At 37.2% G+C, this 15,737-nt stretch carries 18 protein-coding genes; 7 read left to right on the top strand and 11 right to left on the bottom strand.

Going from position 1 to position 15,737, the window contains the following annotated elements; all coding sequences use genetic code 11:
- Nucleotides 1–156: 156 nt before the first annotated feature.
- Nucleotides 157–783, top strand: coding sequence for a flavodoxin family protein (locus NST46_RS11230; protein WP_341137198.1), 627 nt, complete (start codon nt 157–159; stop codon nt 781–783).
- Nucleotides 784–855: 72 nt separating this feature from the next.
- Here NST46_RS11230 and NST46_RS11225 read toward each other — a convergent pair whose 3' ends face one another.
- Together NST46_RS11225 and NST46_RS11220 are read right to left on the bottom strand one after the other, a co-directional pair.
- Nucleotides 856–1,098, bottom strand: a complete 243-nt coding sequence (locus NST46_RS11225) for a hypothetical protein (protein ID WP_095314259.1) — start codon at nt 1,096–1,098, stop codon at nt 856–858.
- A 152-nt stretch (nt 1,099–1,250) separates the two neighbouring features.
- Entirely contained in the window at nt 1,251–1,553 is a 303-nt protein-coding gene (locus NST46_RS11220; protein WP_095314260.1) for a hypothetical protein, read from the bottom strand.
- Between the two features lie 311 nt (nt 1,554–1,864).
- Here NST46_RS11220 and NST46_RS11215 point away from each other — a divergent pair, with 311 nt between their 5' ends.
- From NST46_RS11215 to NST46_RS11200, 4 genes are all read left to right on the top strand, one after another.
- On the top strand, nt 1,865–2,533 hold the full coding sequence (locus tag NST46_RS11215; protein ID WP_341137197.1) for a YqjF family protein: 669 nt from the start codon (nt 1,865–1,867) through the stop codon (nt 2,531–2,533).
- A gap of 272 nt (nt 2,534–2,805) precedes the next feature.
- Nucleotides 2,806–3,897 carry a GerAB/ArcD/ProY family transporter gene (locus tag NST46_RS11210; RefSeq protein ID WP_341137196.1) on the top strand — a complete coding sequence of 364 codons (1,092 nt, stop codon included), beginning with the start codon at nt 2,806–2,808 and terminating at the stop codon, nt 3,895–3,897.
- Entirely contained in the window at nt 3,887–5,335 is a 1,449-nt protein-coding gene (locus tag NST46_RS11205) for a spore germination protein (RefSeq protein ID WP_251659542.1), read from the top strand. Before NST46_RS11210 ends, NST46_RS11205 begins: the two co-directional genes overlap by 11 nt.
- Before the next feature lies 1 nt (nt 5,336).
- A complete protein-coding gene (locus NST46_RS11200; RefSeq protein ID WP_158586279.1) occupies nt 5,337–6,467 on the top strand; it encodes a Ger(x)C family spore germination protein in 1,131 nt (376 codons plus the stop codon).
- A 57-nt stretch (nt 6,468–6,524) separates the two neighbouring features.
- Here the strand turns inward: NST46_RS11200 and NST46_RS11195 are convergent, their stop codons facing one another.
- The 5 genes from NST46_RS11195 to cyoE form a co-directional block, all read right to left on the bottom strand.
- The gene (locus tag NST46_RS11195) at nt 6,525–7,556 is read right to left on the bottom strand and encodes an SPFH domain-containing protein (protein ID WP_095314266.1); all 1,032 of its coding nucleotides are present in this window, start codon (nt 7,554–7,556) and stop codon (nt 6,525–6,527) included.
- Between the two features lie 40 nt (nt 7,557–7,596).
- Nucleotides 7,597–8,406: a TPM domain-containing protein gene (locus tag NST46_RS11190; RefSeq protein WP_341137195.1), complete on the bottom strand. Its 810-nt coding sequence runs from the start codon at nt 8,404–8,406 to the stop codon at nt 7,597–7,599.
- Nucleotides 8,403–9,431: a TFIIB-type zinc ribbon-containing protein gene (locus NST46_RS11185; protein WP_095314269.1), complete on the bottom strand. Its 1,029-nt coding sequence runs from the start codon at nt 9,429–9,431 to the stop codon at nt 8,403–8,405. The genes NST46_RS11190 and NST46_RS11185 overlap by 4 nt, the downstream gene beginning before the upstream one ends.
- 57 nt (nt 9,432–9,488) lie before the next feature.
- Entirely contained in the window at nt 9,489–10,265 is a 777-nt protein-coding gene (locus tag NST46_RS11180; RefSeq protein ID WP_095314271.1) for a PspA/IM30 family protein, read from the bottom strand.
- 399 nt (nt 10,266–10,664) lie between these two features.
- Nucleotides 10,665–11,564 (bottom strand): heme o synthase, encoded by a 900-nt coding sequence (gene cyoE / locus NST46_RS11175; protein ID WP_341137194.1) that lies wholly within the window; start codon nt 11,562–11,564, stop codon nt 10,665–10,667.
- 176 nt (nt 11,565–11,740) lie between these two features.
- On the opposite strand from cyoE, the gene moaC reads away from it, so the two are divergent.
- Complete coding sequence (gene moaC, locus NST46_RS11170) at nt 11,741–12,232, top strand: cyclic pyranopterin monophosphate synthase MoaC (RefSeq protein ID WP_118889945.1); 492 nt, start codon at nt 11,741–11,743, stop codon at nt 12,230–12,232.
- A gap of 41 nt (nt 12,233–12,273) precedes the next feature.
- Here the strand turns inward: moaC and modB are convergent, their stop codons facing one another.
- From modB to mobA, 4 genes are read right to left on the bottom strand one after another with little or no spacing between them, the layout of a single operon-like run.
- Complete coding sequence (gene modB / locus NST46_RS11165) at nt 12,274–12,933, bottom strand: molybdate ABC transporter permease subunit (protein WP_095314274.1); 660 nt, start codon at nt 12,931–12,933, stop codon at nt 12,274–12,276.
- A gap of 10 nt (nt 12,934–12,943) precedes the next feature.
- Nucleotides 12,944–13,723, bottom strand: coding sequence for a molybdate ABC transporter substrate-binding protein (gene modA / locus NST46_RS11160; RefSeq protein WP_341137193.1), 780 nt, complete (start codon nt 13,721–13,723; stop codon nt 12,944–12,946).
- Between the two features lie 6 nt (nt 13,724–13,729).
- Nucleotides 13,730–14,242: a MogA/MoaB family molybdenum cofactor biosynthesis protein gene (locus NST46_RS11155; RefSeq protein WP_095314278.1), complete on the bottom strand. Its 513-nt coding sequence runs from the start codon at nt 14,240–14,242 to the stop codon at nt 13,730–13,732.
- 17 nt (nt 14,243–14,259) lie between these two features.
- Entirely contained in the window at nt 14,260–14,856 is a 597-nt protein-coding gene (mobA, locus tag NST46_RS11150; RefSeq protein WP_095314279.1) for a molybdenum cofactor guanylyltransferase, read from the bottom strand.
- A gap of 121 nt (nt 14,857–14,977) precedes the next feature.
- On the opposite strand from mobA, the gene NST46_RS11145 reads away from it, so the two are divergent.
- A complete protein-coding gene (locus tag NST46_RS11145; protein WP_341137192.1) occupies nt 14,978–15,700 on the top strand; it encodes a Crp/Fnr family transcriptional regulator in 723 nt (240 codons plus the stop codon).
- Nucleotides 15,701–15,737: the final 37 nt, after the last annotated feature.

The following is a 15,737-nucleotide window of genomic DNA, read 5'->3' as shown; positions in this document are numbered from 1 at the left end:
CAATCAAGTAAAATAGATTCCCTCTTGTCTTTCCCATCATCAGGCTATTTTATTCTAACCATACAGTTGGGCTATTCGAACTTTACCGAAAACGATGCATAATAAAGCAGTTTTTAGGGTAAAGCCTTATAGAATAAGGAAAGAGGAGTGTTTGTCATGGGTAATTTAAAAGCATTACTATTGAATTGTTCATTAAAAACATCTGATGAAACATCAAATACTGATGCGCTGTTACAAGAATTCATCGATGTCTTCAATCAAAAAAAAGTTGATACAGAGACCATTCGGGTGGCTGATTACAACATAGCGTTCGGTGTTGAAGGAGATATGGGGAATGGTGATGAGTGGCCAGTAATAGCAGATAAGATAAAAGAGGCAGATATTCTGCTCGTTGGTACACCTTTATGGATTGGTGAAAAGAGCAGTGTGGCTAAAATGGTCATGGAGCGAATTAGTGGATCGGGTTCAGAAACAAACGATAAAGGCCAACCGATCTACTACAATAAAGTAGCCGGAGCCGTGGTAACCGGAAATGAGGATGGTGCCAAACATGCAGCTAGAGATATTCTCTTTAGCTTAGGGCACTTTGGTTTCTCCTTACCACCTAACCCTCTATCTTATTGGGTCGGTGAGGCAGGTCCAGGAGCTTCCTATATTGAGGCAGAGGGACAAAACAATGAATTCACCCAAAAAAATGCACAAATTGCCAGCCATAACCTTGTACACCTAGCAAGGATTCTAGCGGATAATCCGATTCCTGCAGAGGGCAATGTCAGTGAATAAAGGAAGGCAATAAATTCATGAACAAAGGCATTCGCCAGAAGAATTGGCGAATGCCTTCATATTCATTGGAGGTTATTTTTTCCTTACAACTATATTTTTACTCCCAGAATATAGTCCGCTTGCAGAAAGCCCCAATATCAGTCCGATTATTATACCGCTTTTCAAATCGCCAGGGCTCACATAAAAGATACCTCCAGCTAAACCGAATAGGACAGACGCAATAGGAAGCCACCTCTTAGGCAGACCAGCAGTTTTTAAAATCTCTACTAGACCTACAATAAGAGCGATCAAAGCAACATCATAGACTTCAAACATTGGTAACACCTCCTCACCATAGCTTATGAATGCCTTGTCCTCCCAGTAACGGCAGGATAGCCATTTTTTTATGATGAGGTATATGTTCTACGTTTCCTATAACATTAAGATAAACAAAGCCCTACCAAAGCAGATAGGGCAACAATTTCATGTTAAGAATACGGCTTAATAATAAATGCATTTTGTGTCACTTCTGCATACATACAAAGCTCTGTGTCTGTATCAATTTCCAATATTCTTCTAAATTCGGCTGGTATATTAACCATCCCTCTTGAAGATATAAAGCGCTGGTTCTCGTAATTTTCATTCGTTCCATGAAATATCCATATTTCGTTTCTTAACATTCGTATTTCTACGCGCTCCCCATCCTGAAATCCTAATGCAGCACGCCATTTTTTTGGTAGATTTACCATTCCTAATTTATTAATAGACTTATAATTCACAAGGAAATACATGCCACTCTCCTCCTACATGTGTATTCCTTTTCAGATTCATAGAATAGAATTAAATTTTTTATTAAACCAAGCTTAAGGTAAATTTTTCAAGTTCTATTGCTTAAACAAGTTGGGTTATCGATTATGAAAAACTTCAGCCATGTAATAGTACCATCTTAACAAATTACTTCTTCTTATTAAACCTGTATGAAGAATACTCACCTTCGCATACTAAACTTAAGATTATGTTGGGGGAAGTGACAAATTTGTATCAAGCTATTTTAAAAAGCACAAAGCATCGGGAGTTCCCGCTCCCTAATCGATCTTGGATTTTGACACAGCGGTGGCATCATTTGCTTTTCATTCACCTGCCATTCCCTAAAGACGCAATCAAAGACCACCTTCCAGAAGGATTGGAATTAGATACGTACGACGGAATGGCATGGATTAGTATTATTCCATTCAAGGTAACTGGAATGCGTCTGCGCAATATGCCAGCCATTCCTTATTTAAGCGCTTATTTAGAATTAAATGTTCGAACATATGTAAAGCGAGAAGGAACATCAGGTGTTTACTTTTTTAGCTTGGATGCTGATAAACTGCTTCCGGTTCTTGGTGCCAGAATGATTACGTTACCGTATTTTCACGCAAATATGAAAATGAAAAAACAGAAAGATCTTTTTTATTTTGTATCCAATCGAAAAAGTCATTCTGAATATAATTTTAATGGAAGTTACCAGCCTATTTCCAAGCCCTATTATCCGGAAAAACACAGTCTTAGTAACTGGCTGCTCGAACGCTATGCCTTATGGACATACAAATACGGGGTGCTTTTCAGAGGTGATATTCATCATACACCATTGGAAGTTCATGACGCAGAAGTCATAATTGAAAAGAATACTATGTTACCCTTCCCTTTTGATGATAATGGTGAAATACAACTATTTCATTACGCTTCATGCAAGCGTGTTTTGATTTGGCCAATTCGGAGGGTTGAATAGCTTTTCTGTCCCCCAGACATCACCCTATTTACGATATCGCTATTTTTCAGCTGGTTAAAATTTGAAGAGCATCGTACCTCCCCACCCTCAAACTCCTTCAGCTAAGTCCATGGATTTGGAAACGAACTATATATTGCAGCCGCTTATTTACACTAATTTATACCTCTCCCTCCATCTATCTTCAATTAACAGAACTTCTTCATATAACGCATGCATAACGAAAGATTTTCTTTACACAATATATGATAAGTACACCATTCCGCGGAGGTATCATGAAAAATCCTATTAGCGTTTCCCAGTTCTTTTTTATTTTCCTAATCAGTACTGGTCTGAGCAATCATGTACTAGTCATCCCTTTACTAATCGATGCTGCTGGACGTGATGCTTGGATCAGTGTTTTCGTTGGATATTTTATTAGTATCCCAATCCTTCTTTTAATGGTATATGTTACAAAACACTTCAAAAGCATATCCATTTTTGAATGGCTTGAAACAAATTATAATAAAGCATTTCGTCGTATAATTGCCGTTCTCATTAGTATTTTCCTATTTATCACTGGGTTTATTACATTAAAAGAAACCGTTACCTGGACGCATGAGACCTATTTGCAAGATACTCCTATGCTTGTCGTGGGGATTTCCATTCTTGCAACCTCACTATATATTTCTTATGGAAAATTAAATGTTATTGCCATATGTGCTGGTGTCCTACTTCCGTTTGTCGTTTTATTTGGTTTGCTTGTCACGATTGGTACGATACCAAATAAAAATTACTCACTCATTACACCTGTACTTGTTGAAAATGGCTGGGTCGATATCATAAACGGCGCTATATTTGTTTTTGGTTCATTACTAGAAATATTTCTGCTAATTATGATCCAGCATGAAATCGCAAGAAGAGTAACATTCAAGCACATTTTACTGCTTTCCTTTTTTCTGTTCATTTTAACATTAGGACCACTAATAGGAAGTATTGCTGTTTTTGGAGCGGATGAGGCTGGAAGACTTCGCTATCCAGCATTTCTGCAATGGCGAATCCTTAATATTGGTCAGTACTTTAATCATGTCGACTTTTTATCTATTTATCAATGGCTGTCTGGATCATTTATTCGTTTAGCTCTTATTTTGTATTTAATCACACGAGCTTTCCCATTCAAAAAAAAGAAACAGCGAATTATCGCTCAAGCTATCATTTGTATCCTTTATTTAATGCTAGTTTTAGCTCCTATATCAGATGAACATTTTTCCTTATTTTTAAAAGACTATTTTTATCCAGGAACTGGCGCTTTTGCCGTAGTCATGATTCTATTTTTAACACTGCTTATCAAAACTTCAAAGAATGGAATGGAAACAGATGAAAAATAATAATGCAGCATTAAAAGAAACATATTTTAAACATCTATTTCAACACTCTTCTGATATAAAAGTTCAAAGATATCCGTTAACACGTGAAAAAAAAGATAAAGAAATTGTCATTACCTATTGCGAAGGCCTAATTAATAGTGATTTATTAGTAGAAAGCATCCTTCCGGAAATTCGAAAATGCCACCATACTAATGACCTTAATGAATTAAGTGATTCAATTTCAATCCCTTGGAATCCGGACAACCCTTCTTTTAAGAACTCTATAAAAGATATGATTTTTAATGGGTACACAGCCATTGTAATAGCAAAAACAGTATACTTTTTTAATACATCTAGTCCTCCAAAAAGGTCTCCTGAGGAATCGACTACGGAAGTCTCCGTGAAGGGACCTCGCGATGCTTTTATCGAGGATATTAGCTCCAATATCGCATTAGTTCGTAAACGGCTGAAAACAGATTCCTTCGTTACAAAGTCATTTACAATTGGAAAACGCAGTAATACAAAGGTTAGTCTCGTTTATATGACGGATATCCAAAGTAAAGAGATAATTAATGAGGTAACTGCACGATTAAATAACATTGATTTAGACGCTTTAAACAGTGACAATCAATTAGCAGAGCTATTAACAGATTCCCGTTACTCCATATTTCCATTACTAAAAAGTGTTTCTCGTCCTGATGGCGTTGTCAGTGGCTTAGTACGTGGACGATTTGCAATATTTATCGATAATGTCCCTAACGTCATTGTGGGACCTGCTAATTTAGGGTATCTATTAAAGTCGTCAGAGGATACACATATGCCATTTTATTATGCTTCATTTGAAATTCTTCTTCGGGTGATCGGATTGGGAATATCTATTTTCCTCCCAGCATTTTGGGTTGCCTTATCTGCATATAATGTAGATCAAATCCCTTTTTCACTACTTGCAACAATCGGAGCTTCACGCTTAGGAATCCCGTTTAACACTACTGTTGAATTATTATTAATGATTGGTCTTTTTGAGCTCTTTCGTGAAGCTGGTGTCCGATTGCCTAAAGCTGTCGGACAGACTGTTGCTGTAGTAGGTGGATTAATCGTGGGTGATGCTGCTATTCGAGCTGGTTTGACATCTCCTACGATGCTAGTGATTTCTTCCATTACCGCCGTTGCAACGTTTACCTTAGGTAATCAATCATTATTTGGAACGGTAACGATTTTACGAATCTTTTCCATCCTTTGTGCGAGCGTGCTGGGGATGTATGGATTTTTCCTTAGTCTATTTTTAATCGTAGGCTATTTAGCAAAGCTTGAGTCATTTGGAATTCCATATTTAAGTCCTGTCTCTCCATTTGTTAAAGGAGATTTTGCTAAATCACTTTTAAAGATTCCTGTTGTACAGCAAGATGAACGTGCTAAAATTCTCAAAACAGAGGACGATGATAGGCAGGAGGACAAATAAATTGAAGGTATGTCATGCTTTATCGTTAGGGATTATACTATTACTCCTATTAAGCGGGTGCTGGGATGAAAAGGAAATTGGGGAAGTTAATTTCGCTACCGCTATTGGAATCGATTTTGTTGATGAAAACTATGTACTTTATGTGCAAATGATGGACTTTTCCAATGTAGCCAAACAAGAGGGAGCGAAACAATCTGCAGATGCACCATTGTTTGTCGGACAAAGTTCAGGAAAAACCTTTAATGAAGCAATGAATAATTTATATAAAACTGCTCAAGCACCTATTAATTGGGGGCAGGTTGGATCTATTATTTATTCAGAATCAGTCTTAGAACAAGGCATCAAAAAGGTTGATCAAGCAATCCGAAGAAATGGAGAGTTTCGATACACACCTTGGGTATACGGAACAAAGGAATCCATTGAGAAAATATTTGGCGTTTCTGGATTCTTCCATTTACCACCAATCTACACAATTTTATTTCAGCCCGAGCAAATTTATAACGTATATTCCTATATTAAGCCTTTGCGGATGCATCGGTTTATTTCAACATATAATGAGCCCGGTGGCACCGCTCTGCTCCCTTCTATATCGATTGATACACATGCTTGGCAGGAGATAGCTGCAAAAGAGGATCAAAAAGAAACATTAAGAATAAATGGGAGCTTCCCTATAGACCAAGGTAAACTTACGGAATGGATGTCCTATGAAGAACTAATAGGTCTAAGATGGATGGATGCTAAAGTCAAAAATACACCGGTTGATATTATCGTGGATGGTGAGCACATAGGAGTAGTGCAAATTACAAGTCCAAAGGCAACCATAAAACAAGTAAATGATGGGGAAGAGGCAATGTTTCAATTCCAGTTAAAAATGAGAGGACATGTTGCAGATCTCGAGGAAAAGATGTCTTCAGAACAAATAGAAAAAATAATCTCGCAACAAGTTAAAGATGATATTATGCAGACATTTCAAGCTAGTGTAGATAAGGATATTGATGTATATAATTTAAAGCATTGGTTATTTCGTAACGGGATGACTCTTGAAGAAGTCAACAATTATCAACTTTCAATGGATAGTCTTAACGAGATTTCGGTTACAGTTCATGTAGAAAGTAAGGGCGTATATGATTGAAAAGTTTGATACTAACGAAATTCAAAAGAAGCAAGAGAATGTCCCTTGCTTCTAATTTTAGATAAACTTATGCCCACAGTTCGGACAGAAGTTTGTTCCAGTTGTTTTTTGTCCGCAATTCGGACAGAAATTAGGTATTTGCTTATTGCTGGAGTCTTGTTGATTAGATGAATTTGATTGGTTATTCTGATTGAAATTGTTGCTTTGATTTGGCTGTTGCTGTTGCCCGGACTGCTGCCCTGTATTCTGATTCATGTTTTGCATCATTTGATTTGCCATATTCATTCCCATCATCATCCCAGCCATATCAGAGGCTGTACCAGATCCAGAAACCTTACCAGAAGCCATTCCATCTGTCATTTTTATTTGCTGATACTTCGCTACATCGCCAACCATTCCGTGAGAGGCGCTTTTCGTAACCATGTCCTGCACTTCTTTCGGATAATTAAAGCTCATAATATTGAATCCGGTAATTCTCATGCCATTATCCATAATCTGCATGTCAAGGTCTTCTTTGATTCCTTGTGAAATCTCAAATGCATTCGCCTGCAGGTTGAAGATATCCTTTCCTTCTCGCGTTATCCATTTCATCAGAAGCTGATCAAGGATTGCCGTAATTCTTATTTTTATATCTTCAACCAGATAGCTTTGCTTCACACCAGCAATCTTATCGATCAAAGCCATATAATCATTTACTTTAAAGTTGAACGTCCCATTTGCTCGAATCGGGATGCCTCCTGGAAGTGTGGGGGTAGGGATATTAATTGCATTTTTCGTTCCCCATTTAACGGTGAACTCCTTCGTATTGACGAATAGTACTTCCACACGCATGCCACTATTAAAACCAAATTTAAACCCTTTTAACGTTGATAGAAAAGGAATAATTTGGGATTCAATATCATAATCTCCATCATCTTCAAAAATTCCTTCAATTCGACCACTATTTAAAAAGATAGCATCCTGACCAGGGCGAATAATAAGCTTACTGCCCTTTTTTATTTCACGATTGCTCCATTTCCAAAAAATCATATCATCTCTAAATTCTTCCCATTCCACTACATCTGAGAGCTGACTTCTAAAAAAAGACATTTGATCATTCCTTTCTCTAAACTTACTCTATAAAACTTAATTAAAAACTGCGGCCACCGCCACTAAATGAACTACCTCCTCCGGTAATTCCTCCGCCACCACCTCTTCCACCTCTACTTTTATTATTATTGGAAGGCTTTCGACGTTTCGTAACGGTTTTATTAACAAACATATCCCTTTTGCTGTTTACTCTTGAATTGTTCTCGTTAAAATACGTGCGGGAGGTAACTGTGACGCGCCCTCCAGAATTATAAACCATGGTACCAACTATAATACCACCAACAGCTAGAGCAACCACGAGTTGAAACCACGTTTTTAACAGTACACTTTCTGGATTTACTCCAGGTCTATACTCCATATAATCATTAGACGTACTTATTGCTTGTTGGAATGCCTGATAAAAATTCTTATCCGAGAGATGGGGAGTAATCTTATCAAGTACTAGCTCGATTCTTTCATCATCTAAGTACTCCTCCCCCCTCTTGAATCCTGCCAGAAAAACCTCTCTCTTGGTTGGATCCACGCTTACAGTTAACAAAATCGTATTCCCTTTAGGTTGGTCATAGCCGAAAGCATGTTCATCATAAAAATCACCCATATACGTTTTGATACTTTTTCCACTTGTATCATTCGTAGTATGAATAATAAAATCGGTTTCTTGTTTTTCACCAAATTCTTTTATGCTACCTTCCAATTCCATGACTTGTTCTTCTGATAAAAGTTCAGCTGAATCATAAATATATTGTTTCGAACTTGCTTCCACTACTTGTAATGAAAATGATGTGAAAATAAATAAACTCGTAAATAAACTCGTAAATAAAATTGATAATGTAAGAAAGCGTCTGCTCACCAAAGAACACCTCCAACAGCATAGGAGATAATTTTCAAGGTGACGAATGCAGCTGCAGCAATTCCACCAAACCAGCTAGCTACCTTCCCTAGACTAATTGGTGGTTTCCCAACTATCTTTCCTGTCTGACCGTTCATCGCAAAGGTATGCTCTTGCTTATCAAAATCATAATAAACCATCCAAACAGGTAAAAGAACATAATGTGCTTTTGTTTTTTTCGTACGGATATTTTTACTTTTATAATTTACCGAAGAATATCCACTGATGGTTGAACGAATATAGGAGTCTATGTAGGGCTGCACTTTTGTTTTTACCCGAGAGAACAATTCTTCATCACTAAAATTATATTTTTCTGCAATGTACCCAGCAAGGTATGGGGTCTTGAAATCTTTAAACTTTTGATAATCATATGGTTCTAATTTATCCATTAACGTATCATCCAGCTTTTCAGACGCATCTACAGGTACTTTTACATAGCTTAAATCAATATCACGGTACACATCATAAAATTTCTTCTCCGTGTAGATGTAATTTCCCCGCGTATACGTCCTCACCCTTGTTCCGACAGCTTTTACATCTGCTTTACTATCTAAATCATACAACCAAAATGGGACATATAGTCCGGTAATTCCCTTAACTCGATCCGCCGTCATAAATCCTTTAGGCGTCAAACGACCGTTGCGACACCATTTACGGAATGCAGCCATTGCTTCTTCCTTACTGATTGTAAAGGGAATAACCTTTGCTGGGGCCAAATCACCTGAAAGTCGATCTCCAAGAACGACACCCGCTCCACAGAAACTGCAATTGGTTGCTGTAGTGTCTGCTTCTGTAATGATAACTGCTCCACAGTTATTACAATTATACTGCTTCGCTTCATCTTCAGAAAATGTTGTGGTGATAAATTCCTCAGAGAAGTCTTCAATATTATCTTTTCTTCCACAGCTACCACAGGATAACATTCCCGATACAGCATCAAACTCCATATCAGATCCGCAGTTCGGACATTTATAATGAATAACCAATGTTATCCCCTCCTTCCGATGTATAGGCAGGCTACAGTTTATACTGTAGCCTGCAATTTATTGTTCTTCAGTTTTTACTTGTTCTTTTTTGTTTTGAAGCTGTTCTTCACTTTGTACTGGTTCTTGACCATGTAATTGTGCTTTCAACTCTTCCAGTTCATCATCAACATTCAGCTGTGCCTTTAATGCAGAAAGTTCATTCTCAACTTGAGCATTCGAATCATATTTAGCAGTTAGATCATTGATGTCTTCACCAGTTCCTTTGTTCAGCTCTGCCATCGCATTTGCTTCATCAAGTGACTGATTGATTTTTGCCTCCATTCGATCAAAGGCTGACATCGAGCGATTTGCTCCACCCATTGAAGTAGCAAATTCATTTACTTTCTTCTGTGATCTTGCAACAGCTGCTTTTCCTTTTAAAATATTCTTTCTTGCTTCAAGCTCGCCAATATCTGAAACAAGCTTATCATGCATTTGTCTCATCTGTAGAGCGTTTGCAGAAGCTAACTCATGGGAGGTTCTCAAATCTGCTTCTTTCGCTGTAAGCTCTGCTTTCTTCCCAAGGAACTTTCTTGCATCATCTTCATTTCCTGCTTCTAATGCTTTAACAGCGTATTTCTGCATATTTACGATATCTGACTGACACTCCTCAAGTTCACGTTGTGCCCGCTTTTCAGCTGCCATAATGGATGCAGTCTCAGATTTTACTTTTCCTAAATCTCGATTCAAATCTCGTAAGTACTGATCAATCATCTTCTCCGGATTTTCGGCCTTATCCAACAATGCATTGATGTTACTTGACATAATGTCCCTGAACCTTCTTAAAATCTCCATTCCACATTCTCCTCCATTTTTATGTTAATTTTATTATCTAACAATCTTTCAGACTAATAAAGCGATATCTTAAAAATAAACGCTTTATTAATATACGAGTATCTTGGAGAAAAGTTTCATATTCAGAGAAAATTTTTAGAAAACTTGGCATTCGTTAAAGGGATTCTTACGAAAGCGTTCTTTGCTTTCTTAGAAGCCCTTATACTTTGGAGTGCAAGCTTTTAGGCGAATGCCTTAGTTGCATTTATGCAAATTGGTAAGTTTTATACTTTCTTATTTGCCGAGAAGAATGATTAAGGAGATTTTGATGGAGGTGATTCTGAAGTAAAAAAATTGAGCTAGTTACGAATCTTGACTAGCTCAATATACAATGTAAAAGAGAAAGTTTATTAAAGCTTATTACCGAAACATAGGAAGTGTAGTTACCATGCCTAATAAGAAAATAATCATTAGATAGTTAACCGAATAGAGAAAATTCCAATGTGCCCATTTCAAATCATCTTTCACAAAAAATCCAGCGATGGCAAGCACAATCCAACCAATATTAAGAAGCATTGCAATCACAACAAACACCGTTCCTAAAGTTGTTAAAAAAAGCGGAAGCGGTAATAATGCAGCAATATAAATGAACATCTGTCTTTTTGTCATCGTAAAACCATAAACAACTGGTAGCATAGGAACTCCAGCTGCCCGATATTCTTCACATTTTTTCATGGCTATTGCAAACGTGTGCGGTATTTGCCAAATGAATAGTAAAAGAAACAACGTTAGTGGAACGATATGTATTGCATGATCGACTGCTGCCCAGCCAATCAATGGTGTTACCGCCCCTGAAACACTGCCGATGACCGTATTTAAGGTGTATCTGCGTTTGGACCACATCGTATATAAAAATACATACGTAAACCAACCAATAAAGGCATACAACGTTGTTTCCAGATTGATAAAAACGAGCATTATAAATCCGAATACGGTCGTTACAATCCCAATCGTCAGCACTTGTTTTAATGTAAAGCTTCCCGTAACTGTCGGGCGTTTTTTCGTGCGATCCATAACAGAATCAATATCCGTGTCATACCAATTATTTAATATTAATGCTCCTGCCATAACAAGTGTGGAACCGAAGCTTACAAGCACAAAATCCAGCCACTGGAAATCCTGGCCCGTAAAATGTAATGCTAAAATATATCCTGCAAGAACAGGTAAAAAATTAGCAACCAACACACTAAATTTAACCAATAATTTAAGATCCTCTAAAAGAGAATTTTTAACAGCATGCGAATTTACTTTTTCCTTCATCCAATCACCTCTTACCATACTGCTGCTTTTTAGATTTTGCCGTCCATTGAATTTACTGGATACTTGCTTTAAACTGATTACAGTAGAAGACTTATAAGATTGATATCACTATCTATCATATAACAACTAATTTCTTGTGAACAGCGTTAAAAATATCCTAAAGTCAGGTGACTAAAATGACAAACTTTACACACTTTAATGAACATGGACGAGCAAAAATGGTGGATATCTCTGCCAAAGAGGAATCTGCTCGTAAAGCAATCGCACGATCCAGTGTGCAAATGAAACAAGAAGTTTATGAGAATATTACCGAGCAAAAGAATAAAAAAGGGGATGTCCTATCGGTTGCACAAGTAGCTGGTATCATGGCTGCCAAACAAACCTCAAGCCTCATACCAATGTGCCATCCTATTCCAATCAGTGGAGTGGATTTATCCTTCGAATGGAATGCACTTGAAGACAAGATGTATGAACTTATTATTGATGCGGAAGTAAAAACGGTGGGTGCCACTGGAGTTGAAATGGAAGCACTGACTGCGGCATCCGTAACTGCGCTTACAGTTTACGATATGTGTAAAGCAGTTGATAAAGGCATGATTATCGGTCAAACTTATTTGTTGGAGAAAAGTGGCGGGAAAAGCGGTGATTTTAAAAGGGCTGAGTCTTAGAATCGGTATTACTACCGATTCTCCTCCATTAAGGCTTCGTTTTATACATCCGTACGCATACGGTTAATTACGAATAATAAGACAAAGGAAAAACCAATACTTATTAATACATAATACCAAGCAATTGTTGTTGCATCTGTTTCAATTGCCAAATAAATTGCCGTTGGAATCGTCTGTGTTTTCCCTGGGATGTTTCCAGCAAACATTAGCGTCGCACCAAATTCACCCAATCCACGGGTGAACCCAAGAACAACTCCTGTTAATATCGAACGGATACTTAGGGGAATGACTACCTTCACCAGGGCCATCCACTCTGTTGCGCCATCAACTTGTGCCGCGCCAATAATATTCGTGTCAACAGATAGAAAACCTGTTTTAATGGATTGATACATTAAAGGAAACGCAACTGTCATTGCTGCGATTATTGCAGCAGTTGATGTAAATAAAATACTATTTCCAGTTACACTTTCTACCGCTTGTCCAATCCAGCTGTTTTTTCCAAATATAATAATAAGCAGAAATCCAATGACAGTTGGAGGAAGAACTAGCGGCAAAAAAAAGATTGTTTCCAGGACTGCATTTATTTTTCGCTCTTTTCGAACCATCCAATACGCTAAAACAACTGCCAATAAAAAGGTAAAGACCGTTGCAATGGTGGAAACATAAAAAGATAATTGAACTGGATGCCATGACCATTCCATTTGAATTCACCTACTCCATAATTAGAAAGCCGTATTTACGGAAAATATCTTTTGCCTCATTCTCTAACACACACTGATAAAAGGCTTCGCGTGCTTGCATAACCTCAGATTGTTGTTCTTCACTTTCAATAATTGCTGCATAATATTCAATCGTAGCGTGAAGACTCGGGTCAAATCGATCAATTACTGTCACATCATCCCGAGCAATTACATCACTAGCATAGACAATACCAACGTCAACCGCTCCTTGGCTCACTAATGTAACAACTTGACTAACATCTTTTGTAAATACAAGCATTTGTCTGTCTTGCAGTTCTTCCCAAACACCTATATTTTCCAATACCTCTTTTGCGTATGTACCCGCTGGAACTGCATCAGGTGTACCGACTGCTATACTTCCACCTTGCTGCATTAAATCATCTCTAGAATTTAAATCCGTTTGATTCGATTTGATAAGTACAAGCTCATTTTGAAAGATAGCAGTTCCATCTTGTACCATATCCTGCTTCACTAGTTTATCATAATCTGTTTTCGAAGCAGAAAAAAATAAATCAATTGGTGCCCCCTGTTCGATTTGCTTTCTTAGTGCTCCGGATCCTCCAAAATTATAAGAAATCTTAATTGCAGGATGCTCTTTTTCAAAGGCTTCCTTAACTTCCAATAAACTATCGGTCATGCTAGCTGCAGCAGAAACCGTTAATTCTGCAGTCTTTTCAGATTCTGAATCATTGGCACAACCAGCTAAAACTAACAGGAATAATAAAGTCAATTTAATCGTCATTTTTTTCATCTGTCATCATCCTAAATCCTTCTTAATTTCCTTCACCATATGTCCGATTTCAGGCAAAATCAAGCGCTCCATTGCTAATGTTACAGCACCTGTTGAACCAGGAATGGAAAAAATCAAGCGATGATTGGCAACCCCACAGGTTGCTCGGGATAAAATACTGGCAGTACCAATATCATATTGATAGCTCAAATAGCGAAAAAGCTCTCCAAATCCTGGGAGATGCTTGTCAAATAAAGGTTCAATTGACTCAATCGTGACATCACGATAGGATATACCAGTTCCGCCATTTACAATTACAGCATCAATTCTATTACTATAAATAGCCTTTTCAACTGTCATACGAATTTGCTCCCGCTCATCCGGGATGATTTTATACAAAGAAACTTGATGGTTTGCTTCCTTTAATAGTTCCATAATCTTTTTGCCGCTTTTATCTGTATCCTTTGTTCGTGTATCACTGACTGTAATAACTGCAATCGAAATATTGTGTGCAGCATCTTTTTTATGATTCACTAACATTCCGCTCACTTCCCTATTTATTTATCCTCTTGCTTTTTTACCCATTTTTGATAATCTGCCTGATGATTAATATTTATAAAAGACTGTTCTTCTTCCATATCTACATACTTTACATTGCATTTATCCAAAAGCTTTCTTAATGAGCGATGCTCGTGGTCTAATTGGTACTTAATTAATCCCTTGACTGAATTACGATAAATAGCAATCAGGGGCTGGAGTTTTCCTTTAGCGATTGGGATAATAGCGTCAACGTCTTGATCCATATGCTTCATTAGTGTTCTAAATATAGATTGATTCATAAACGGAACATCAATCGGAATAACAAGATACCATTCGGCTTTCATTTGTTCCATAGCAGTCAAAATACCTGCTAATGGTCCATGTCCCTGATATTCCTCCCTATCCTGAATAATCGTCATTTTTGTTTCACTGGACTGGAAACGATGCTTCAGTTCAGGACTTGTCACCATAACCATTTTTTCCACTATTGGGGTTAAAGCATCCATTGAATGTTGATAAAATGCTTTTCCATCCTTCGTCGCAAAGGCCTTTGGTTGCCCAAACCTCATCGACTTTCCACCTGCTAATATAATGCCTGCTATTTTTTCATTCACATTAAAAACTCCTTTGTAATAGAAGTTTGTACAAATTTCACAATGTTGTAACCACGCTTACATCATCTCTAATGGTAAAATAGATATGATATGGTTTGCATTCAACAAGGAGGCTACTGATATGCGAACAAGTTTATTATTAAGTGCACGTCAGAACGAAGATACGATTTCTCCTGAACTGAGAACATTGATGGATTCAATCAGTACGCTTAAAGAAATGAATCAAGACACCTTCCTATTTCACGAAGGTGCAGATGCACATGATATTTATATTATTAAATCAGGACTTGTACAAGTTTCTAAATTAACAGCAGATGGAAAAGAAATGATTTTAAGAATTTGTAAGGATAACGATATCATTGGTGAGTTAACTCTGTTTAGTGATCATCCCAAATATTTACTTAGCGCAAAGGTTTTACAAGCTGGAGAAGTATTTGTTATTAATAAAAATCAACTGGAAAAAGCTTTAATGACGAATAGCCAACTAACCTTTGAATTTATGAAATGGACGAGTAACCACATGCGTAAATTCCAGTCTAAAATAAGAGATTTATTGTTAAATGGAAAAAAAGGTGCACTGTATTCGACACTCATCCGTTTATCCAATAGCTACGGAACGAAGCGGGTTGATGGCATTTTAATTAATTTAACCTTAACAAATCAAGAATTGGCTAAGTTTATTGCAGCCACGAGAGAAAGTGTCAATCGTATGCTTGTCGAACTTAGAAAGCTCAACGTCATTTCCATTGATAAGTCTGGCAAAATACTCATTAAGGATATTGACTATTTACGCGAACAAATTGGATGTGAAAATTGTCCGGTTGATATATGCAATATTAATTAGGAAATATTTTAATATCTCAGCTTTGCAGCTTGAATAT

Source organism: Oceanobacillus sp. FSL W7-1309, assembly GCF_038002145.1.
GTDB lineage: Bacteria > Bacillota > Bacilli > Bacillales > Amphibacillaceae > Oceanobacillus > Oceanobacillus profundus.
Note: the sequence above shows the minus strand (reverse complement) of the source record. Positions and strands in the feature narration are given on the sequence as shown.

Excerpts from the sequence above, each read along its gene's own strand:
- NST46_RS11155 (WP_095314278.1), bottom strand. The coding sequence starts at position 14,242 with ATGTTAGTGAATCATAAAAAAGATGCTGCACACAATATTTCGATTGCA.
- modB (WP_095314274.1), bottom strand. The coding sequence starts at position 12,933 with ATGGAATGGTCATGGCATCCAGTTCAATTATCTTTTTATGTTTCCACC.
- modA (WP_341137193.1), bottom strand. The coding sequence starts at position 13,723 with ATGAAAAAAATGACGATTAAATTGACTTTATTATTCCTGTTAGTTTTA.
- NST46_RS11220 (WP_095314260.1), bottom strand. The coding sequence starts at position 1,553 with ATGTATTTCCTTGTGAATTATAAGTCTATTAATAAATTAGGAATGGTA.
- NST46_RS11180 (WP_095314271.1), bottom strand. The coding sequence starts at position 10,265 with ATGGAGATTTTAAGAAGGTTCAGGGACATTATGTCAAGTAACATCAAT.
- NST46_RS11145 (WP_341137192.1), top strand. The coding sequence starts at position 14,978 with ATGCGAACAAGTTTATTATTAAGTGCACGTCAGAACGAAGATACGATT.
- cyoE (WP_341137194.1), bottom strand. The coding sequence starts at position 11,564 with ATGAAGGAAAAAGTAAATTCGCATGCTGTTAAAAATTCTCTTTTAGAG.
- NST46_RS11225 (WP_095314259.1), bottom strand. The coding sequence starts at position 1,098 with ATGTTTGAAGTCTATGATGTTGCTTTGATCGCTCTTATTGTAGGTCTA.
- NST46_RS11195 (WP_095314266.1), bottom strand. The coding sequence starts at position 7,556 with ATGTCTTTTTTTAGAAGTCAGCTCTCAGATGTAGTGGAATGGGAAGAA.
- NST46_RS11230 (WP_341137198.1), top strand. The coding sequence starts at position 157 with ATGGGTAATTTAAAAGCATTACTATTGAATTGTTCATTAAAAACATCT.
- NST46_RS11210 (WP_341137196.1), top strand. The coding sequence starts at position 2,806 with ATGAAAAATCCTATTAGCGTTTCCCAGTTCTTTTTTATTTTCCTAATC.
- moaC (WP_118889945.1), top strand. The coding sequence starts at position 11,741 with ATGACAAACTTTACACACTTTAATGAACATGGACGAGCAAAAATGGTG.
- NST46_RS11205 (WP_251659542.1), top strand. The coding sequence starts at position 3,887 with ATGAAAAATAATAATGCAGCATTAAAAGAAACATATTTTAAACATCTA.